The sequence below is a fragment of the Neisseria sp. DTU_2020_1000833_1_SI_GRL_NUU_006 genome, from assembly GCA_032388755.1.
GTDB classification, from domain to species: Bacteria; Pseudomonadota; Gammaproteobacteria; order Burkholderiales; family Neisseriaceae; genus Neisseria; species Neisseria sicca_C.
The window spans coordinates 139,181-160,827 of record CP135593.1 but is presented as its reverse complement, the minus strand read 5'-3'; the positions used below and the strand labels follow the sequence as shown (position 1 = coordinate 160,827).

Genomic DNA, 21,647 nt, shown 5'->3' with positions numbered 1-21,647 from the left:
AAGGAAAACCCATGTCCATCCAAAAACTTGCCGACAACCTCTACATCGCCCCGCAACTGACCGAAGCCGACGTACAAGAAGCCGCCAAACTCGGCATCCAAACCGTCATCTGCAACCGTCCCGACGGCGAAGAAGAAAACCAAGTGACGTTCAAACAAGTAGAAAGCTGGCTTGAAGCCGCAGACATCCGTGAACACCACCATCAGCCCGTCGTCGCACCCGCCATCAACGCCGCCGATGTCGCCGCTTTCCAAAACCTGCTCAAAAGCGTTCCCCAACCCGTCCTCGCCTACTGCCGCACCGGCACCCGCTGCTCACTGCTCTGGGGCTATCATCAGGTACAAAACGGCGCAAGCGTCGCCGAAGTCGTCGCTGCCGCACAACAAGCAGGCGTCAATCTGAGCAACTTTGAAGCCCGCCTGCAAGACGCGCAACAAAACGGGCTGGCGTAACACGCTATCCGTTTAGCCAAACGCAAAGGTCGTCTGAAAATACCGTTTCAAAAAATGGAAACCGTTTTCAGACGACCTTTTTTAGCTGAGCAATCAAACAGTCATGCTAGATCAGCAAGCTTGAATTCCGCTTTAATCATCTTCACAACAACCTGTGCTTCAAAGCGGGCAGTCTGGTGCGTACACTTTGCAGCCTCGCAGCGTCCAAATCGGCAATGACGATGCCTTCGCCTTCGGGCAATATGTCCAAGATTTCGCCCCACGGATCGATAATCATGCTATGACCGAACGTGCGCCTGCCGCTTTCGTGTTCGCCGCCTTGCGCCGAAGCGATGACGTAGCATTGGTTTTCCACCGCTCGGGCGCGCAGCAGCAATTCCCAATGCGCCTTGCCTGTCGTGTAAGTGAAGGCGGCAGGCAGCAGCAAAACGTCAAACGGCTGCTGGGCGCGGAAAAACTCGGGAAAGCGCAAGTCGTAGCACACTCCGGCGGCAAGCGGCACGCCGTCGGCAGCCAATTTCGGCACATCGCCGCCCGCGCTGATGGTGTCCGCCTCGGCATAGCGTTCGCCCAAACCTGAAAAACCAAACAGGTGCATTTTATGATACAGCCCGATTTGCGTGCCGTCGCGGTCGTACACCAACATCGTGTTCATCACTTTGCCCAAGTCGGGGCTTTGCAGCGGAATCGTGCCGCCGAACAGCACCACGCCGTATTCCGCCGCCGTCTCGCTCAAGGTCGTCTGAAAACGAGCGCTGCGGGTTTCGCTAAAATTGCTACCGACTAAAGGTTCGGCGAAAGCCAGTTTGTCAGTATCCTTGCACCCCATCAGCGGCCAATATTCAGGCAGCAACACCCAATCCGCGCCTTGTTCGGCTGCTTGGCGCACGAGGCGTTTCATGGTGTTAATGTTGTTATCGGGGTCGGTGGACGAAATCATTTGTACGGCGGCGGCACGGATGTTTTTTTGCATATCAGTTCCTATCTGCGTGTTCAGACGACCTATCAGCAGGTCGTCTGAATAAAGATTCACGGTATATCCCAAAAAATACCTGTACCATTATCTGTGTAATTTGAAACAACGGCATAGGCTTTCTATTTGATACGGCAGTTCGCCTCGTTTTTGATACGGCACCATCATCAGCCGTCATTTCCGTCCACACGCAATACGCCGATAAATAAACCGTATCGAAAACAGGACAAAGGTCGTCTGAAAATCAGTTTTCAGACGACCTTTATTCATTGCTTGCAACGGCGCGGCGTTATTTGCTAGCAGCTTTAATTCAAGCTGCCGGCAGCCATCCGCGTATGCGTTTTTCCATTGCGTCGGCGCTCAAGCCCAAATCGTCCAAAAGTTTTTTCGGATCGCCGTGTTCGGTTACGGTATCGGCAACACCCAAAAGCAAAACGGGTTTGCAGATGCCGTGTTTCGCCAATACTTCCAGCACCGCGCTGCCTGCACCGCCTTGTTCGGCGTTTTCTTCGGCGGAAACGATATAGTCGTGGCTTTGGGCGAGGTGGATGATGAGTTCCTCATCTATCGGTTTGACGAAGCGCATATCGGCGACGGTTGCGTTCAGTTTGTCGGCAACCGTCAATGCGGGGGCGACCATGCTGCCGAAGGCGATGAATGCGGTTTTCTCGCCTTGGCGGCGGATGACGCCTTTGCCGATGACTACGGTTTCGAGGCCGTCTGAAACGGGCGAGCCTGTTCCCGTGCCGCGCGGATAGCGGACGGCGGCGGGGGCGTTTGCTTGATAGCAGGTTGAAAGCAGCAGGCGGCATTCGTTTTCATCGCTCGGCGCGGCGACAATCATATTCGGCACGCAGCGCAAGAAGCTCAAATCGTACAAACCGGCATGGGTCGGGCCGTCTGCGCCGACGATGCCCGCACGGTCGACGGCAAACAAAACGGGCAGGTTTTGCAGGGCGATGTCGTGCACCAGTTGGTCGTAGGCGCGCTGGAGGAAGGTGGAATAAATGGCGACGACGGGCTTCATGCCTTCGCAAGCCAACCCGCCGGCAAAGGTAACGGCGTGCTGCTCGGCGATGCCGACATCAAAATAGCGGTCGGGGAATTGTTGTTCGAATTCGACCAGTCCGCTGCCCTCGCGCATGGCGGGGGTAATCGCCGCCAATCGGGAATCTGCCGCCGCCTGGTCGCACAGCCATTTGCCGAACACTTGCGTATAGGTCGGTTTGGCGGCAGGCTTGTTTTCTTTTTCAGACGACGTTGAAGTTTTGAGGTCGTCTGAAACGTCTTTGGGCAGGTTGGCAACGGCGTGGTATTTGACGGGGTCGTTTTCGGCGAGTTTGTAGCCGTTGCCCTTTTTGGTGATGACGTGCAGCAGTTGCGGGCCTTTGCGGCTGCGCAAATCTTTCAATACGTCAACCAGATGCTCGACGTTGTGTCCGTCCACGGGGCCGGTGTAGCGGAAACCAAAGTTTTCAAACAAAGACAGCGACTGCTTGGCGTGTTCGGCTTCGCCCGCCAGCGTTTTGATTTTGTGCTCGACTTTTTGGGCAAGCTCCATCGCGCCGGGCAGCTTGTCCAAAACCTTGCTCGATTGCGCCTTGATGGTGCTCAACACGCCGCGCATATCGCGCACGACGTTGCTGGCGAGGTATTTCGGTAGCGCGCCGACGTTGGGGGAAATCGACATTTCGTTGTCGTTGAGGATGACCAGCAGGTTCACGTCCATGTCGCCCGCGCAGTTCAAGGCTTCAAACGCCTGCCCCGCCGTCATCGCACCATCGCCGATGATGGCGACGCTGCGGCGGTTGCTGCCCAAGAGCTTGTCTGCCGCCGCCATGCCCAAAGCCGCGCCGATGGAGGTGGAGGAATGGCCCACGCCAAACGCGTCGTATTCGGATTCGCTGCGCTTGGGGAAGCCCGCCAAGCCGCCGTAGCGGCGCATGGTGTGCATCCGGTTTTTGCGGCCGGTGAGGATTTTGTGCGGATAGCTTTGATGGCCGACGTCCCAAACCAAATGGTCTTCCGGCGTGTCGTATACATAGTGCAGGGCGATGGTCAGCTCGACCGCGCCCAGATTGCTGGCGAAATGCCCGCCGGTTTGACCGACGGATTCGAGTAGGAATGCCCGCAATTCGGCAGCAACCTGCGGCAGCAGGCTTTTATCCAGCATGCGTAAATCTTCAGGCAGATGGATGGTGTCTAATAACGGAGTGTGGCTCATGGTGTGTCTTTGCGGGCTTATTGTGTCTATCGGGCAATTATAGCAAGAGTTGTCCTGTTCGGATAAAGGGTTTTAACGAAGCTTTGTTTTCAGACGACCCGGTTTAATTATCTATTCATACAGAGATTGTCTGAAACTGCCTCTTTCAAACCTACTATTGCTGCTCCAGCCATTCATCGCGGGTTTGTTTGGCAGCGGCAAAATAGCGGTAAAGGGCGGCGCGGTCTTCTTCGGACAGGATGCGTTCGAGTTCGGACAACTGGGTACGCAGGCCGCCAATCAAATCCAACAGGCTGTTTTTGTTGGCAAGGCAGATGTCCGTCCATACGGCGGGATGACTGGATGCGATGCGCGTAAAATCACGAAAGCCCGTCGCGGCAAATTCAAGATAATGCCGACCGTCGGGATGATCGGCGATTTGGTGGACGTAGGCAAAGGCGGCAAGATGCGGCATATGGGAAACGGCGGCAAAAACGGCATCGTGTTCTTCCGCGCTCATGCGGAAAGTTTTCGCCCCGACTGCCAGCCACAGGTTTTCAACCAGGCCGGCGGCCTGTTCATCTTCTTCCCCGTGCGGCGTGATCACCAGCTTCCTGTCCTGAAACAATCCGAACTGTGCGGAAAGCGCACCGCTCCTGTCAGAGCCTGCAATCGGATGGGCTGCGATGCAACGGGACAAATGTTCGGGCAGGACGCTGCGGAAAGCCTGAACGGCAGATTGTTTGGTACTGCCCACATCGGTAACCACAGTATGCGCGTTCAAATAAGGTCGGACGGTGCGGCAAATGTCTGGAAATGTGGAAACAGGCGTAGCGATAACGGCCAAATCCGCTTCGTGCATACTCAAAGCGTCGATTTGCGTGTAGGCGCGATCAATGACGCGCCGTTCAAGCGCACGGTCAAGGTTGTCGCGATCCAAATCGATGCCGGTTACCGTATCGACCAATCCGAGCCGTTTCAAGTCCAACACGAACGAGCCGCCGATCAGCCCGACACCAATGAGGACGATATGTTTGAGTGTATTCATGGCAGATGCGCGGGACAAAGGTCGTCTGAAAACGGTACGCCCGCTATTCTAGGGATTAATTGTCCGCATTCTATCGTATCCGAAAGGCAAGCGCATATCGTGCAACGATACTGCCCCGAACACCATCCTTCCGACCATAAAAAGGCAGTTCGCCATTGTGCCGTTTCGTTTTACAATAGGCAGACCGAAATCCATCCGCCGAAAGCAAACTATGTCCCTGGCCCAACCGAAACGTATTTTAGTCATCAAGCTGCGCCACCACGGCGACGTCCTGTTAGCCACGCCCGTCGTCCACGCCCTCAAGACCCGCTTTCCCGATTGCGAAATCGACATGCTGGTTTACCGGGAAACCGCCGACATCATCAGCGACAATCCTGAAATTGCCGAAATCTTCACCATAGACCGCTCCTGGAAAAAGCAGGGGTTGAAAACCCAGCTATGCGAAGAGAAAAAGCTGTTCTCGCGCCTGAAAAAGCGCAGGTACGACTGGGCGTTCAACCTGTCCGACCAATGGCGCTCGGCAATACTCGCCAAATTCTGCGCACAATGCAGCGTCGGCATCAGCCATATCAAACGCAACCACTTTTTCTGGCGTTGGTGCCACGACTTCCTCAACCCCGAAGCCGGACGCGGCTGCCACATTACCGAATATCATATGAACGTTTTGCCACCGCTTATCCGGCCTGAGGAAACACCGCCGGCAAAAGTGATGATGGCAATCGGCGAAGATGCCCGCTCGAATTTGCAAAGCAAGCTGAACAAACAAGGCTGGAACGGGGAGGATTATGTCTTATTCCACCCGGGCGCGCGTTGGGAATTCAAATGCTGGGAAGACGGCAAAAACGCCGCCATCGTCCAATTACTGCTCAACCACGGTCAAAACGTCGTTTTAACCGCCGCACCCTCAGCAACCGAACAACAAATGATCGATGCAGTTTTAGAACGCGTCAAAATTCCCGAAGGCGGTAAATTATGGATACTGTCGGGCAACCTTAACCTGCGCGAACTGGCTGCCGCCATCGACGGCTGCAAACTCTTCATCGGCGTAGATTCCGCCCCCATGCACATCGCCGCTGCACTGAACAAACCGCAAATCGCCCTGTTCGGTCCCTCATGGCTGGACAGATGGCATCCCTATTCCGACAATGCCGAGGTTATTTGGGCGGGTGATTTCGGCGACCTACCCCACCCCGACAGCATCAATACATCCGGCAAAAAACGCCTGCTCAAAGCCATTCCGCTGGAAGCCGTGTGGAACAAAATTGCTGAAAAGCTGGGTTTAAACAAGGAAGCTTAAACAAAACGGCAAAGGTCGTCTGAAACCCCCAAATCGGTTTTCAGACGACCTTTTCATTACACGAACGACAAAAAATTCAATATTTCCCAAACTGCCCTGCCGCATCGTCTCCCATATTGCCCGAATGGGGGGAAGGACTATGCCAAACCGTGCGCGACAGGCTGCGCGAACCTACCGGCGTATCCTGTTCTGCCTGAAACAACACATTATTCCCACTACCGATGGGTAGCGAGCCGCGCAAACCGATATAACTGCCTGAATCATATATGCCGCTATGTGATACCGAACTGTCTCTCGATTTAATGCGCGACGCTTCAACGCCGCTTTTGATTTCGCCATAAAGGCGGACTTCCGCCATCGCCAACACAGGCAAAGCCGTCAAGGCCGCAACCAAAATATACAAGGGTTTCATCCTGTCCGTTCCTTTCAAATATTTCTTACACAACCGAATAGCGATAACCAATTTGACCAACCAGTATATGCCCCTCTTGCGTAAACAAACCATAAATCGTGAAAACGTCGTCTGAAAAGACACATCGCATCCCATATCCGTTTTATATTGATTTCACTATAATCCTGGTTTCACCGCCTCAACAGCATAATCATGACTTCCGCTTCACAAACCACCCGCATCCTGGGCATAGACCCCGGCAGCCGCGTAACCGGTTTTGGCGTCATCGACGTCCGCGGCCGCGAGCATTTCTACATCGCCTCCGGCTGCATCAAAACCCCTCCGAACGCGCCGCTGTCGGAACGCATCGCCGTCATCGTACGCCATATCGATGAAATCGTCCGAACTTACCAGCCGCAACAGGCCGCCGTGGAGCAGGTATTCGTCAACGTCAATCCTGCCTCCACACTCATGCTCGGACAGGCGCGCGGCGCGGCATTGGCAGGATTGGTCATGCACGGCTTGCCCGTATCCGAATACACCGCCCTGCAAGTCAAACAGGCCGTTGTAGGCAAAGGCAAGGCAGCGAAAGAACAAGTACAGCACATGGTCGTGCAAATGCTCTCCCTTTCCGGCACGCCCCAATCCGATGCCGCCGACGGACTCGCCGTCGCCCTGACCCACGCTCTGCGCAACCACGGACTTGCCGCACAGTTGAATCCGAACGGAATGAAAGTCAGACGGGGACGCTTCCAATGGTGAAAAGGTCGTCTGAAAAAGAGCGTAGCAGGTTTAGCCAAAACAAGTTTACTCAGACTCCTACTCTCTGACTAGACAACAGCCCTTTCCGTTATAATTCCCTTTTTCCCGCCCCATTCCTCAACAGCCGCCATGAAAGCCGCCTTTTTCCTCCTCTACCTCATTCAGCTCCTGCCCTTCAAGGCCATACACAAAATCGCCGACGCCGTGGGCATCCTTGCCTATTACGCCGTCAAACCGCGCCGAAAAGTCGGCGAGACCAACCTTAGAAAATGCTTTCCCGAATGGAGCGAAGACAAACGCAAAGCCGTGCTCAAACGCCATTTTCAGCACATGGCAAAGCTGATGCTCGAATACGGCCTGTATTGGTACGCGCCTGCCGAAAGGCTGCGCAAACTCGTGCATTATCAAGACAAACACCATCTTGACGACGCGCTCGCGGCAGGCGAAAAAGTCATCCTGCTTTATCCGCATTTCACCGCATTTGAAATGGCGGTTTACACCCTCAATCAGTACGTGCCGCTGACCAGCATGTATTCGCACCAAAAAAACAAAGCGTTGGACGAACAAATCCTCAAAGGCCGCCACCGCTACAACAACGTCTTCCTCATCGGCCGCACCGAAGGCCTGCGCGCGATTATCAAGCAACTGCGCAAAAGCGACGCCCCCTTCCTTTACCTGCCCGACCAAGATTTCGGCCGCAACGACTCCATCTTCGTCAACTTCTTCGGTATCCCCACCGCCACGATTACAGGCTTAAGCCGCATCGCCGGCATGACGAAAGCCAAAGTCATTCCTGCCATCCCTACGCGCAATGCCGACAACACTGTTACACTGCGTTTCTATCCGGCATGGGAAAACTTCCCTTCAGACGACGTTGTAGCCGACACCCAACGCATGAACGACTTTATCGAAGCGCGGGCAAGGGAAAATCCCGAACAATATTTCTGGCTGCACAAACGCTTCAAAACCCGTCCCGAAGGCGAACAGGGATTTTATTGAATTACATACAGTTACAACAAAAAGCAAAGCCCGTCATATTCGGGCTTTTATCATTTCTATTAAATCGAAAATTAACAACGATAGTAACAAATTTTCAATTGAGAATTTTTCACATTAACTCTTTGGATAAACTGGGTATTTTGGCCTATCAAACGCTCAATACAGGAAAAATCGGGGCGTTTTCCGTAAAACATAAATATGATGCGAAATTTTGATTAATATATTAAAATTTAATTTAATTTAAAATCAGAGTGTTATAAAATAATATTTTAAAAGAATCAATTATATTGTCTAATCCATAAAGAATATAATTTCAATATTATAAATTTTTTTATTTTATATTCATGAAAAATTTGACTAAGAAAAATTATATTCTAAATTTTAAATAAATATTGAAATATTATAAATATTAATTTTTCATAAAAAAATAATGTAAACTACTTGGCAAACCCAAATTTTTCGAGTAAATTTCGCTACATCAAATTACAGCCGTACCGGCAAATCTGATACTCCGGTTTTCAGCTGCAAATCCTTTGATTTGCAGCGGATGTTCCGAGCCTCAATCTCTCGGAACAAAAGTTTACCCGCACGGAGTTGAGCCGTGCAGGTAAAGCCGCAGGCGAAAGCCTGTATTGTTTGTGAAGCGTAAATCTCTGATTTGAGGTATTGGGGCAATCCTGTGGGGGATTGCCTCCTTTTTTTGTTTCATGCGTTTCCACCATTTCATTATTGCCTCCGACCTCAAATTGTCTTGAGGTATTCGGACATCCGGCCCGCATTACTTCCATATAAAAAGGTCATCTGAAACCTGATTTTGTTTCAGACGACCTTTAAACTTTATCCTCAGACGGATAGCTTCTTACATTTGCTGTTGCGCCGCCTTGATGGCGTTTTGGTCGGGATTGATCAAAATTTCCACGCGGCGGTTTTGGGCGCGGCCTTCGGCTGTGGCGTTAGACGCGATAGGATGGCGCGAACCGTAGCCGGCGGTGGTCAGACGCGAGCCGTTCACGCCGCGCGATTGCAGGTAGTCGGCAACGGCAAGCGCGCGGTTGCGGGACAGCGGCTCGTTGATGGCATCGTTGCCGGTGTTGTCGGTATGGCCGTTAATCGTCAAAGTCGTGTCGGGGTATTGCACCAGCGTTTCGGAGGCGGTCGCCAAAGCATTTCGCGCCTGATCGCTCAATGCCGCACTGCCTGTTGCGAAGGTAACGTTTTCAGGCATCACCAGCTTGATTTGGTTACCTTGGCGTTCCACTTCGATGTTGGTGTTTTTCAGGTTCTCGCGCAGTTTTTTCTCTTGATAGTCCATGTAGCCGCCTACGCCCGCACCAATCGCGCCACACGCCAACGCAGAGTTGCGCGCGCCTTTGCCGCCGTGGGTCAATGCGCCGACGATGCCGCACACTGCCGCGCCGCCCAAGCCGTACATGGCGGTTTTGCTGGTGTTGCGTTGTCCGCTTACAGGGTCGGTTACACAGCCTGTCAGAGCCAAGGGGATTGCCAATGCGGCAACGGTCAGGGATTTCAAGAGCTTCATTTAGATTTCCTTTTAAAAAATACCGCTCCGACAACGAAGGTCGTCTGAAAAGCGGATAGTGTATTCCAACGATGTTTCCAAGAGTCGCAAACCCTTGAAAACAGATTGAATCAGGATGATAGCTAAGACTGCGGCGATTGAATTTCGTTTGACCTGAGATAATCCAAACGACCGCAATGAATAATTAGATTTATATTCTACGCATTACACAAGGGCAACGCAATGAAGTTGTGTACATATCTCATTATAACTATAACTCTGCCCAGTTTCTTAGTGTAACGGCTGCATACTTAACTTATCAACATATATTTCAGTTTCAAACGCGTATCCTAACCGACTGATTCTGCCCTCCCCGACACAAACGACACCAACGCAAACGGTAAGGCAAAATGGTGTTTTATCTGATGATAGCCCCATATACCAATCGCTCTTATCCATTCGCGCAGATAAACAGCGTCCGCCAGCAGCGACATCGAGCCGGTAACGTGCGACGTGTAGCGTGCAAACGCAAAGAAACCGCCTGCATTGATCGCACCCGCCAACATCGCCATGATGTAACCCAGCCTGCGGAAGCGCGCATCGGAAATATGGTGTTCGTGCAGATACGGCCTGTCTGCCTGCCAAAACGGCGGGGCATGCCGCCGCTTGTCATGCAGCCTGATCTGCTTATCGCGTCGTAGGTGTATTTGCGGTTCTTCCATATAACGTTATCCCTTTTGCAATGATGGATACAAGGCAAGAAAAACACCTTTCCGATTAAAATTAATCCATCATCCGAACAGTATGTTCAGACGACCCCCGCCATCAGAAATCCAAAATATTAAAGCATTGTACCTGCCATACTTCTCTGATAAAAAAATAATGGCTGGCAGGAATTTTTCTATTTCCATTAACCATAAAAAAGGTCGTCTGAAAAGCATTTTATCCTTTTCAGACAACCTTTCACCGATTACATCAATACGAAATCAAATCAGCACACTTCAACCAACCAGCCATGTTTGTCTTCCGCCAAACCATATTGGATGTCGGTCAAGGCTTTGCGCAAAGCGTAGCCGCGTTCTTGGCTCTTCACTTCGATTTCTTTGCCGTCGATGACAAAAGAGGTTACGGGCGAGATGACGGCGGCGGTGCCGGTCAGAATCGCTTCCGCGCCCTCTTCGACTGCGGCTTTGAGTTCGTCCACGGTGAAATTGCGTTCGCTGACGGTGTAGCCCAAGTCTTTGGCGACGGTCAGCACAGAATCGCGGGTTACGCCGTGGAGGAATTCGTCGGTCAACGGTTTGGTGATGATTTCGTTGCCTTTAATCAGGATAAAGTTGGACGCGCCGGTTTCCTGTACGTCGCCGTTCGGGCAAAACAGGACTTGGTTTGCACCGTGTTCGGCTTTTGCCTTCAGCACCCAAGGCATGGCAGAGGCGTAGTTGCCGCCGCATTTGACGCGGCCCATGTGCGGTGCGCAGCGGATGTGTTCGGTTTCAACCAAAATTTTCACGGGCGAACCGGCTTTGAAATAGTCGCCGACCGGAGACGCGAGGATATAGAGCAGCGCAGTTTCGGACGGCGAACCGGCTTTGCCGATAACCGGGTCGGTACCGATGAGCGTCGGGCGCAGATAGAGTGCGGCAGGCGCGTCGGGAATTTCCTCGGCGGCGCGTTTGACCAATTCGATCAGGGCATTCAGATAGGCTTCGGTTTCGGGGCGCGGCAGGTGCAAAATATCTGCGCTTTGCTGCATACGGGCGATGTTTGCCGTCGGGCGGAACAAGACAATTTTGCCGTTTGCCTGACGGAAGGCTTTTAAACCTTCAAAGCATTCGCTGCCGTAATGCAGGGCGTGCGCGCCGGGCGCGAGGGTGAGGTCTGAGGAAGTTTGCCATTCGGTCGGCTGCCATTTGCCGTCCTTGTGGGCGATAACGGGCATTTGGGCGTGGAAGACGCTGCCGAACACGGCGGGTACGGGTCTGCTCATGGTGATTGCCTTTCTTATTCTGTTTGGTTCTGTTTAGATATTAAAAGTTGAAAGATACGCCTGTACGGATGGTTTTGACAAGTCCGAATACTTGTTTCGCAAACAGCTTTCGCCCAAGCCCTTGCCTGATAACGAAATACGGAAAACCATCCATTCCTATACGCATACGAATTGTCAGCAATCATGCCTACCGTGTACTACATACATATAGTGGATTAAATTTAAATCAGGACAAGGCGACGAAGCCGCAGACAGTACAGATAGTACGGAACCGATTCACTTGGTGCTTCAGCACCTTAGAGAATCGTTCTCTTTGAGCTAAGGCGAGGCAACGCCGTACTGGTTTAAAGTTAATCCACTATATAATGAAGCCTAAGGTCGTCTGAAAACTGCCGCACATCCTATCCGAAACAATCCAAATCGTTTAAACTAAGCCGCATCTGCGGCAAACGGATTCGGAAACGGAATCCCTATCGACCGCCTATTGAATTTTCAGACGACCTTTTCAAAACTTTCCGACAGGCATACCGCCGGAGACATCCATGAAACTGATTTACACCATTATCAAAGTCATCATTTTATTATTGTTTTTACTGCTCGCCGTCATCAATACCGATAGCGTCGCCTTCCACTACCTGCCCGGTCAGAAAGCCGATTTACCGCTGATTGTCGTCCTCTTCGGTGCGTTTGTTATCGGCATCGTGTTCGGCATGTTCGCCCTGTTCGGCAGACTTTTGGCGCTGCGCAGCGAAAACAACCGCCTGCGTGCCGAAGTCAAAAAACACGCGCATTTGGGCGAAAAAGACCTTGCCGCCCCCGTACCGCAGCAACCCGCACCGCAAACGACTGCCCCTGCCAAACAACCCGTACAAACGCCCAAGCCTTAAAAAAGGAATCACATGGACAACGAATTGTGGGTCATCCTCCTGCCCATTACCCTTTTGCCCGTCTTCTTCGCCATGGGCTGGTTTGCCGCCCGTATCGACATGAAAACCGTGTTGAAACAGGCGAAAAGCGTGCCTGCCGGCTTTTACAAAAGTCTGGACGCATTGGTTGACCGCAACAGCGGCCGTGCCGCCCGCGAACTGGCGGAAGTCATTGACCAGCAGCCACAGTCTTACGACCTCAACCTGACCTTGGGCAAACTCTACCGTCAGCGCGGCGAAAACGACAAAGCCATCAATATGCACCAAGCCCTGCTCGACTCGCCCGATACCGTCAACGAAAAACGCGCGCGGGTATTGTTCGAACTCGCGCAAAACTACCAAAGCGCAGGCTTGGTTGACCGTGCCGAACAAATCTTCATCGGCTTGCAGGAAGGCAACATGGCGCGCGAAGCCCGTCAACACCTGCTCAGCATCTACCAGCAAGACCGCGACTGGGAAAAAGCCATCGAAACCGCGCAGCTCCTCAGCCACGACGAGCAGACCTACCAATTTGAAATTGCACAGTTTTATTGCGAACTTGCCCAAACCGCGCTGTTCAAATCCAATCTTGACGCCGCCCGTTACAACGTCCAGAAAGCCTTGGACGCAAACAAAAAATGCGCCCGCGCCAATATGATTTTGGGCGACATCGAAACCAAACAGGGCAATTTCCCCGCCGCTGTCGAGGCATACGGCGCCATCGAACAGCAAAACCATGCCTACCTGAGCATGGTCGGCGAAAAACTCTACGAAGCCTACGCCGCCCAAGGCAAACAGGAAGAAGGGTTGAATCGGCTCATCGGCTACATGCAGACTTTCCCCGATTTAGACCTCATCAACGTCATCTACGAAAAAGCCCTTCTGCTCAAAGGCGAAAGCGAAGCCGCCCAACTTGCCATTGACCTCGTACGTCAAAAACCCGACCTCAACGGCGTATACCGCCTGCTCGGTTTGAAAATCAGCGACATGAATCCCGCATGGAAAGCCGACGCCGACATGATGCGCTCCGTCATCGGCCGCCAACTCCAACGCAGCGTCATGTACCGCTGCCGCAACTGCCACTTCAAATCCCAAGTCTTCTTCTGGCACTGCCCCGCCTGCAACAAATGGGAAACCTTCACGCCCAATAAAATCGAAGTGTGAAGCAAACCAACAAAAAAGGTCGTCTGAAAAGTTTCAGACGACCTTTTTTTGAAAATAAACGGTCTTTTATTTTGCCAAGCGGTACAAAAAACAACAGTTTTTTCCAAAAAAATCTATTTTTTCTCTTACTGAATAAATATTATTACTAATATTTTCAATATATTATATTATCTGGCCAATTATTGTTTTATGAACACATCATTTTTATTTCCGTTATGCTAGAATTGTTTTGAATTACCCATTTCGAATATTAGCGATCTGCTCGAAGACAAAAGGGAATATTTGTTGAATAACAGTGAACTAATGATTAGTAACGCAATCTTACCTAATTTAGGTTAATTTACCTAAAATCCTAAAATATTGTACAGATAGCGTAAATGAACGAAATGATAAGAGACGCCGGCCGTCAAGATATGCAAAACACAATCGAAACAGCCATAGTCCGAACCATAAAAAGGTTTCCTTATTTTCTAATGCAGCAAAACGCAATCAGAAAATCAATTAGATACAGACCGCCCAGTCAAAGCCAATATCCTAAGTTTCAATAGGTTTCTTCCTCGAAATCCACTGAAGGCAGAATATTTGCTCTTGCCGGAAACTTTGTCTATTTGGTCCATGGAATACCATAACATTACATTGCTACGGGTTTAGACTCGTAAAATTCAATCATGGGAAATACAAATCATGTCAAAACAAACTCTGTCTGCACTCACTAATCACGGACAAACCAATATCCACACTTCTCCAAATAAATCAAACCCGGAGAGCCAGAGCCAAGAGAAATCTTCTACGCTCAACGCCCTGATTTTCCAACACTCAATGGGTGGAATAAATATCGCCAGCGCACTGCCTAAGCAAACCCACGGCACAACCAATATTACAGGAAGGCAAAATGCGCAACCAACCAAGATTAACGCGAACAAAGCCAAACTGACCCCTTTTGAAGCCAAGCTGCTTGCCCAAGCAAAAGCTGCGGCCGACAAAAAAGCCGCTCAGGATAGAGCTGAAGCCGCACATAAAGCTTCTGTAGCTGCTGCTCAAGCCAAAATTGCTGCCGAAAAAAAAGCCGCTCAAGAAAGAGCAGAAGCTGCACATAAAGCCGCCATGGCTGCTGCACAAGCCAAAGCAGCTGCCGAAAAAAAGGCTGCCCAAGAAAGAGCTCAAGCCGCACATAAAGCCGCTATGGCAGCCGCCCAGGAAAAAGCCGCTGCAGCAAAAAAAGCCGCCCAGGAAAAAGCCTATGCTTTACATAAAGCCGCAATGGCAGCAGCTGAGAAAAAAGCCCTCGAAGCAAAAAAAGCTGCACAAGAAAAAGCGGAAGCCGAGCGCAAAGCAGCCAGGGAGAAAGCGGAAGCCGACCGTATAGCCTTGGAGCAAAAACATGAATTTGATCGTAAAGCAGCCATCATCACTGCCCGCGAAAAAGCAGAAGCAGCACGTAAGGCGGCCGATGCGGCTGTAAAAGCCGAATTAGCAGAGAAAAAACGTGCCGAACAAATCAAACATTCGGAAAATAAATCCGGCAACCATTCTTCATCCGATGAAGAAACGGGCAGCCATGTAAAAAATAAAGTCTCCAAAACAGGCAATCTGTCCTCCGATAAACCCCATGCAGACAAAGTAACCGACCTTTCTGATGACGACAATAATGCAGTACGTCAGCAAAACAACAAAAGCGTTTCTACCGCGCAACCTGCTGCTGAAAAAGGAACGACTGCGACTGCCCATATCCATCATCCTGCCGAAGGCAAGCAATCGGAATCCGGCGACTATAAAGTATATGAGTCCAAACAATATGGCCGTTACATTAATGTAAATGATTTCGGCGCAGATCCGACAGGTAAAAAAGACAGCCTGGCGGCTATCAAAACCGCGCTCGAAGCTGCTCATAAAGAAAAAGCCATGCTGTTTATGGACGGCACTTATTACATTTCTGACCAAATCGTTATCGACAATAATACCTCCGGCGTTAAAGGCATCTTCGGTGCTGGCATGGGCAAAACCCAAATCAACTTTGACAAAGCTCAAGTTGGTATATTCAATTCCAACACCAACCACGATGATGTTCGGGCTTTTGCAGGCATCTTGGTAGATGGTCAAAATGGCAAAACGATTGCCGACCTATCCGTTCGATACACCAACGCCGACTTCTACCGCAAAGGTTTAAGCTATTTCGGTAAAGTAAACGGCATTTTAGTCAACGATGCAGACAACACCCTGATCAGCAAAGTGGAAGTATCCGGTGCAAACCGTGCAGGCGTAACCTTTACCTCTACCGCTGCACTCATGCGCGAAGCAGGCTACAAACTGTCTTATAAAGACCGTGTTGCCAACGGCTCCATCGACGACAAATACGATTCACTGCCTTTAGGTGAAAATAACCGTATTGTTGACTCCAACCTGCACCACAACCGCGTTGCCGGCGCACTGGTTTCCTATCAAAAGAATTTCCTCGGAGAAGGCAACCTCTTGTCCTGGAACGGACACCAAGATGATGGCGGCACAGGCTACGGCATCGCCGCTGCTGCAGGTAGCTACAATTATGGCATCACCTACCGCAAAAATACGACCGACCACAACTACCGGAAAGGTCTTGACGTACATGACGGCACAGACGTCTTAATTGAAAACAACACACTAAATGGCGACCGCCTGTACGGTATTGCGGTCTATAACCGCCAATTCTCGCTGGACAACGTCAAAATATCCGGCAATGTCATCACACAAGACACTTCATTCCGCCTTGCGGTCGATGACACTCCGGGATACGACTATCATATGTATTCCGGTATCCAAATACAGACCAATACGCAACGCCGGGATTTACATACCAAAGATAAAGGCTATTTTGACATCAGCAACAACACAATCAATAACTTGGAGGTCTATAAAGACAATATCCAAACCTATGGTATCGAATTCCGCAACCATGAACAAAAAATGGATTACACACTTAACATTACCGGTAACAAAATCAGCGGCGAATCGACCAAATACCTGATGGCGGTTATCAATGATACCTACGCTCCTCAAATCAAGGAAAAAGGTATCGGCACCAGCACCATCAACATCAGTGATAATGTTGCCGATATTGGCAAAATAAAGAACGGGGCCGTTCCTTTCTATATTGAAGAACATCACTCCGACGTACCGATGCACGGTTCGGTTACGCTGAACAACAATGCCGTTACCGTTCGTGAAGAATCGGGCGGTTATGCCGAATTTGCGTTTATGCGAACAAATGCCAAGGAATATAACGTTACCAACAATACCCTGTCGCTGCACGGACGCCTGGATAACAGCATCGTTGAAGTCCGCAGCACAGGCGACGGCAAGGTTAATGCTAATTTAAATATGGCAAACAATACCTTGGTAACGGACATCAAAGGCCCAATCTACAAAACCTGGTTGCGTTATGAGTCCGATATTGATGTTTATTCCGACTCCAACACCCATAACGGAGACACACTTGATAATGTCAATAACAAAGATAGCAACCTCAGCCTGTCGGACGTATTGGTCAGCGTCAGCAAAAATATCAACACTATTCAAGACTCCGTTTATTCCTACCAGCACAAAACCTTACCGGTAACGGAAGACCACGTGCACACCAACGGCATCCTATAAACCCGCCGTAATCAAAAGGTCGTCTGAAAAGTTTCAGACGACCTTTTATCTATTCCCTGCCCTACACCGCCACTGCGGCCTTGATGTGCGGATGCGGGTCGTAACCTTCCAAGTCGAAATCTTCAAACTTGAATGCAAACAAGTCTTTGACTTCCGGATTGATTTTCATCACCGGCAGCGTGCGGGTGTCGCGGCTCAATTGCAGTTTTGCCTGTTCGAAATGGTTGCTGTACAGATGCGCATCGCCCAAAGTATGGATAAATTCGCCCGCCTCCAACCCGCAGACTTGGGCAATCATCATGGTCAACAGCGCGTAACTGGCAATGTTGAACGGCACACCGAGGAAAATATCTGCGCTGCGTTGGTAAAGCTGGCAGGACAATTTGCCGTTGGCAACGTAAAACTGAAACAGCGCATGGCAGGGCGGCAATGCCATTTCGTCTACCAGCGCGGGATTCCATGCCGACACAATCAGGCGGCGGGAATCGGGGGTTTTCTTGATTTGCTCCACGACGTTGGCAATTTGGTCGATATGGCGACCGTCGGGTGCAGGCCAACTGCGCCATTGGTAGCCGTACACAGGCCCCAAGTCGCCATTTTCGTCCGCCCATTCGTCCCAAATGGAAACATTATTATCTTTCAAATATTTGATGTTGGTATCGCCTTTGAGAAACCAAAGCAGCTCATGGATAATCGAGCGCAGGTGCAGCTTTTTGGTAGTCAGCAGCGGAAAGCCTTGACTCAAATCGAAGCGCATTTGATAGCCGAACACCGAACGAGTGCCTGTACCGGTACGGTCGGATTTATCGGTACCGTTTTCGAGAACGTGGCGCATTAAATCGAGGTAGGCTTTCATTGGTGTCCTTTAAGGGTGTGTGTTGTTGGAGATGATTTGGGGCGTATTGTATAGCAATTTGTCGATTAACAGCATAATCAAGGTCGTCTGAAAACTGGAAATTAGATTCAGACGACCTTGGCATTATCCGTTATGGATTGTCCTGAAACACGTTTTTCTATCTGAAACAAAATTCGTTGTTTAAGGTGTTATTTTCTTTCTTACCCTATTTTCCAAGCGTAATTTTCGTAAAATTGTTGACAATATTGACCGTTTTCACATGAAAATTTGTGTCGGATTGAATTTTTTACACTCTTTCATTTCAAATTTCTAGTTAAATTACTTAGAATATATAACCAATTTATTTTAAAATAATGGAATTTTCAAAAATATTTTTATATTTTATTGGCTATATATACCAAATAATAAAATTCTCAAAAAAATAATGTCAACAATTTTCATCAAAACCGCTTGGCAGGCAAAAAAATTAGGTTTATATTGCTTTCCACAAATTCATCATCCTTTCCAATCTAATCCACAGGGAGCATAAAATGACCGATTTGAACGCCTTGTTTGCCAACCTCAAACAACGTAACCCCAATCAAGAGCCGTTTCACCAAGCGGTTGAAGAAGTATTCATGAGCTTGGGTCCGTTTTTGGCAAAAAACCCGAAATACACCCAACAAAACCTGCTTGAACGCATCGTCGAACCTGAGCGCGTCATTATGTTCCGCGTCACTTGGGTGGACGACAAAGGACAAGTCCAAGTCAACCGCGGTTACCGCATTCAAATGAGCTCCGCCATCGGTCCTTACAAAGGCGGCTTGCGTTTCCACCCGACCGTCGATTTGGGCGTATTGAAATTCCTCGCCTTTGAACAAGTGTTCAAAAACGCCTTGACCACCCTGCCTATGGGCGGCGGCAAAGGCGGCTCCGACTTCGATCCCAAAGGCAAATCCGACGCCGAAGTGATGCGTTTCTGCCAAGCCTTTATGAACGAACTCTACCGCCACATCGGCCCGAACACCGACGTACCTGCGGGCGACATCGGCGTAGGCGGCCGCGAAATCGGCTTCCTCTTCGGTCAATACAAAAAAATCCGCAACGAATTTGCCTCCGTCCTGACCGGCAAAGGCCTCGAATGGGGTGGCAGCCTCATCCGTCCTGAAGCGACCGGCTACGGTACCGTGTACTTCGCCCAATCCATGCTGCAAACGCGCGGCGATTCGATTGAAGGCAAACGCGTGCTGATTTCCGGCTCCGGCAACGTCGCACAATACGCCGCCGAAAAAGCCATCCAACTGGGTGCGAAAGTGCTGACCGTTTCCGACTCCAACGGCTTCGTCCTCTTCCCCGATAGCGGCATGACCGAAGACCAACTCGCCGCGCTTATCGAGCTGAAAGAAGTCCGCCGCGAACGTGTTTCCACCTATGCCAAAGAACAAGGTTTGAAATACTTTGAAAACCAAAAACCGTGGGGCGTTGCCGCCGAAGTCGCCCTGCCCTGCGCGACCCAAAACGAATTGGACGAAGAAGCCGCCAAAACCTTGCTGGCAAACGGCTGCTACGTCGTTGCCGAAGGTGCGAACATGCCTTCTACTTTGGGCGCGGTCGAACAGTTCGTCAAAGCGGGCATCCTGTATGCGCCGGGCAAAGCCTCCAACGCCGGCGGCGTGGCAACTTCAGGCTTGGAAATGAGCCAAAACGCCGTCCGTCTGGCCTGGAGCCGCGAAGAAGTCGACCAACGCTTGTTCGACATCATGCAAAGCATCCACGAATCCTGCCTGAAATACGGCACTGAAAACGGTAAAACCAACTACGTCAACGGTGCGAACATCGCCGGTTTCGTCAAAGTCGCCGATGCGATGCTGGCGCAAGGCATTGTGTAAGTCTCATTGACCTGACTTTAGGCTGTGTAAAAGTCGTCTGAAAACCTTAATTCAAGGTTTTCAGACGACCTTTTTTATAGCCTGAGGGCAAATTTCTTGTTACAGTCTGTCCATTGCCATTTATTAGGAGCCGTTATGCTGAGCCGTTACGTTTTTCTATCTGCCTGCCTCCTCTCTTGCGCCACCTTCGCACAAACCTTGTCCCAAACCCTGCCCAACGGTCTGAAAATCATCGTCAAAGAAGACCGCCGCGCACCTGTCGCCGTTTCCCAGATTTGGTACAAAGTCGGCAGCGTGGATGAGAAACCGGGCAAAAGTGGATTAAGCCACGCCTTAGAACACATGATGTTCAAAGGTACGCCTTCCGTACCATCAGGCGAATACAGCAGCCGCATCGCTCGTTTGGGCGGCGATGACAATGCCTATACCAACCGCAGCGAAACGGTATATTACGCCAATATCGCCTCTGCCAACTTGCCCGAAGTCCTCAAACTTGAAGCCGACCGGATGCACAACCTCAATTTCAGCGATAAAGAGTTCGCTAACGAAATGAACGTTATCCGAGAAGAACGCCGCCAGCGTACAGAAGACGATGCCGGCGGGAAGATGTGGGAGCAAATCTACCTGAACAGCTTCACCCTGCCCTCCATGAAAGCCTCCGTTATCGGCTATATGGAAGACCTGCACACCTTGCGTGCCGACGATTTGCGTGCTTGGTACAAACAATTTTACGCACCCAATAATGCCGTTTTGGTCATCGTCGGCGATGTCGATGCCAAACAGACCCTGCGCACGGCGGCAGGATTGTTCGGCAAAATACCGCGTAAATCTTTGCCTGAACGGAACAACCTGAAAGCCGAACCGGTCAAACGCGCCCCTTCCTTTGCCCAAGCTTCCTCTCCCGTAACCCGTCAACCGTTGGTTGCCACCAGCTGGCGCGTTCCCGCCCTCTCACGCCTTAACGACAAGCTGCCTTACGCCTTGGATGTCCTGACCGACGTTTTGGCGGGCAACACCTCCAGCCGTTTGGACAAAAACCTCGTACGCGGTAAACAGACCGCATTAAGCGCAAATGCCCATTACGACCTGCTCAGCCGCGAAATGCCGCTTTTCGGCGTATTTGGAATGCCTGCTGAAAACGTATCCGCCGAGACCCTGCTTACGCAGATGAAGTCCGAAATCAAAGACATCGCCGACAACGGCATCAGCAAAGAAGAACTCGACCGCATCAAAGCACAGGCATTGGCGGGCGAAATCTACGCGCGCGACTCCATGGTTTCACAAGCTTCGCTGATGGGTCGTTTGGAAGCGCGCGGGTTCAAATATTCCGATGAAGCCGCAATCCGCCGCCGCATACAGGCCGTAACCGCCGAAGAAGTTCAAAAAGCCGCACAAATGCTGACGGACGACCGTTCAAGTACCGTCATCATCATGCCGGAATCCGCCCCTCCCGCACCGGCAGACTATACGGCAGTAAAAAAGCCTGAAAAACAATGACAAACCGTTTTCAGACGACCTCTTGCTGTGCGATAATGCCAAACGATAACATCTTAACGTGATTGCTAAGATAAAATTTACCGTGTTCCATTATCA

General features: G+C 50.6%; 16 protein-coding genes and 1 pseudogene. 9 read left to right on the top strand and 8 right to left on the bottom strand.

Features of this window, described 5'->3' with window-relative positions; all coding sequences use genetic code 11:
• Window positions 1-11: 11 nt before the first annotated feature.
• Window positions 12-452, top strand: coding sequence for a TIGR01244 family sulfur transferase (locus tag RSJ68_00725; GenBank protein ID WNU97324.1), 441 nt, complete (start codon window positions 12-14; stop codon window positions 450-452).
• Window positions 453-594: 142 nt separating this feature from the next.
• On the opposite strand, the gene RSJ68_00720 is transcribed toward RSJ68_00725, so the two are convergent.
• From RSJ68_00720 to RSJ68_00710, 3 genes are all read right to left on the bottom strand, one after another.
• Complete coding sequence (locus tag RSJ68_00720) at window positions 595-1,425, bottom strand: carbon-nitrogen hydrolase family protein (GenBank protein ID WNU97323.1); 831 nt, start codon at window positions 1,423-1,425, stop codon at window positions 595-597.
• 310 nt (window positions 1,426-1,735) lie between these two features.
• Window positions 1,736-3,649 (bottom strand): 1-deoxy-D-xylulose-5-phosphate synthase, encoded by a 1,914-nt coding sequence (dxs, locus tag RSJ68_00715; protein WNU97322.1) that lies wholly within the window; start codon window positions 3,647-3,649, stop codon window positions 1,736-1,738.
• Between the two features lie 154 nt (window positions 3,650-3,803).
• Entirely contained in the window at window positions 3,804-4,676 is an 873-nt protein-coding gene (locus RSJ68_00710; GenBank protein WNU97321.1) for a prephenate dehydrogenase, read from the bottom strand.
• A gap of 211 nt (window positions 4,677-4,887) precedes the next feature.
• Here RSJ68_00710 and rfaQ point away from each other — a divergent pair, with 211 nt between their 5' ends.
• Window positions 4,888-5,973, top strand: coding sequence for a putative lipopolysaccharide heptosyltransferase III (gene rfaQ, locus RSJ68_00705; protein WNU97320.1), 1,086 nt, complete (start codon window positions 4,888-4,890; stop codon window positions 5,971-5,973).
• Window positions 5,974-6,049: 76 nt separating this feature from the next.
• Here the strand turns inward: rfaQ and RSJ68_00700 are convergent, their stop codons facing one another.
• Window positions 6,050-6,385, bottom strand: coding sequence for a porin (locus RSJ68_00700; protein WNU97319.1), 336 nt, complete (start codon window positions 6,383-6,385; stop codon window positions 6,050-6,052).
• A gap of 192 nt (window positions 6,386-6,577) precedes the next feature.
• Here RSJ68_00700 and ruvC point away from each other — a divergent pair, with 192 nt between their 5' ends.
• Together ruvC and RSJ68_00690 are read left to right on the top strand one after the other, a co-directional pair.
• Complete coding sequence (ruvC, locus tag RSJ68_00695) at window positions 6,578-7,126, top strand: crossover junction endodeoxyribonuclease RuvC (GenBank protein WNU97318.1); 549 nt, start codon at window positions 6,578-6,580, stop codon at window positions 7,124-7,126.
• Between the two features lie 129 nt (window positions 7,127-7,255).
• Window positions 7,256-8,125 carry a lipid A biosynthesis lauroyl acyltransferase gene (locus RSJ68_00690; protein WNU97317.1) on the top strand — a complete coding sequence of 290 codons (870 nt, stop codon included), beginning with the start codon at window positions 7,256-7,258 and terminating at the stop codon, window positions 8,123-8,125.
• 859 nt (window positions 8,126-8,984) lie between these two features.
• Here RSJ68_00690 and RSJ68_00685 read toward each other — a convergent pair.
• From RSJ68_00685 to ilvE, 3 genes and pseudogenes are all read right to left on the bottom strand, one after another.
• Window positions 8,985-9,665 (bottom strand): OmpA family protein, encoded by a 681-nt coding sequence (locus tag RSJ68_00685; GenBank protein WNU97316.1) that lies wholly within the window; start codon window positions 9,663-9,665, stop codon window positions 8,985-8,987.
• A gap of 344 nt (window positions 9,666-10,009) precedes the next feature.
• Window positions 10,010-10,366, bottom strand: a pseudogene (locus RSJ68_00680) (DUF1275 family protein).
• Window positions 10,367-10,635: 269 nt separating this feature from the next.
• Entirely contained in the window at window positions 10,636-11,634 is a 999-nt protein-coding gene (gene ilvE, locus RSJ68_00675) for a branched-chain-amino-acid transaminase (GenBank protein ID WNU97315.1), read from the bottom strand.
• Window positions 11,635-12,176: 542 nt separating this feature from the next.
• Between ilvE and RSJ68_00670 the strand changes: the two genes are divergently transcribed.
• The 3 genes from RSJ68_00670 to RSJ68_00660 all read left to right on the top strand — a co-directional run bounded on the left by RSJ68_00670 (window position 12,177) and on the right by RSJ68_00660 (window position 17,330).
• Complete coding sequence (locus tag RSJ68_00670; GenBank protein WNU97314.1) at window positions 12,177-12,521, top strand: lipopolysaccharide assembly protein LapA domain-containing protein; 345 nt, start codon at window positions 12,177-12,179, stop codon at window positions 12,519-12,521.
• 12 nt (window positions 12,522-12,533) lie between these two features.
• Window positions 12,534-13,703: a lipopolysaccharide assembly protein LapB gene (gene lapB, locus RSJ68_00665; GenBank protein ID WNU97313.1), complete on the top strand. Its 1,170-nt coding sequence runs from the start codon at window positions 12,534-12,536 to the stop codon at window positions 13,701-13,703.
• 819 nt (window positions 13,704-14,522) lie between these two features.
• Window positions 14,523-17,330 (top strand): glycosyl hydrolase family 28-related protein, encoded by a 2,808-nt coding sequence (locus RSJ68_00660; GenBank protein ID WNU98324.1) that lies wholly within the window; start codon window positions 14,523-14,525, stop codon window positions 17,328-17,330.
• A 61-nt stretch (window positions 17,331-17,391) separates the two neighbouring features.
• Here RSJ68_00660 and RSJ68_00655 read toward each other — a convergent pair whose 3' ends face one another.
• Window positions 17,392-18,186, bottom strand: a complete 795-nt coding sequence (locus tag RSJ68_00655) for a thymidylate synthase (protein WNU97312.1) — start codon at window positions 18,184-18,186, stop codon at window positions 17,392-17,394.
• A gap of 530 nt (window positions 18,187-18,716) precedes the next feature.
• Between RSJ68_00655 and gdhA the strand changes: the two genes are divergently transcribed.
• A complete protein-coding gene (gene gdhA, locus RSJ68_00650; GenBank protein WNU97311.1) occupies window positions 18,717-20,054 on the top strand; it encodes an NADP-specific glutamate dehydrogenase in 1,338 nt (445 codons plus the stop codon).
• Window positions 20,055-20,189: 135 nt separating this feature from the next.
• On the top strand, window positions 20,190-21,551 hold the full coding sequence (locus RSJ68_00645; GenBank protein WNU97310.1) for a pitrilysin family protein: 1,362 nt from the start codon (window positions 20,190-20,192) through the stop codon (window positions 21,549-21,551).
• The last annotated feature ends 96 nt before the right edge of the window (window positions 21,552-21,647 follow it).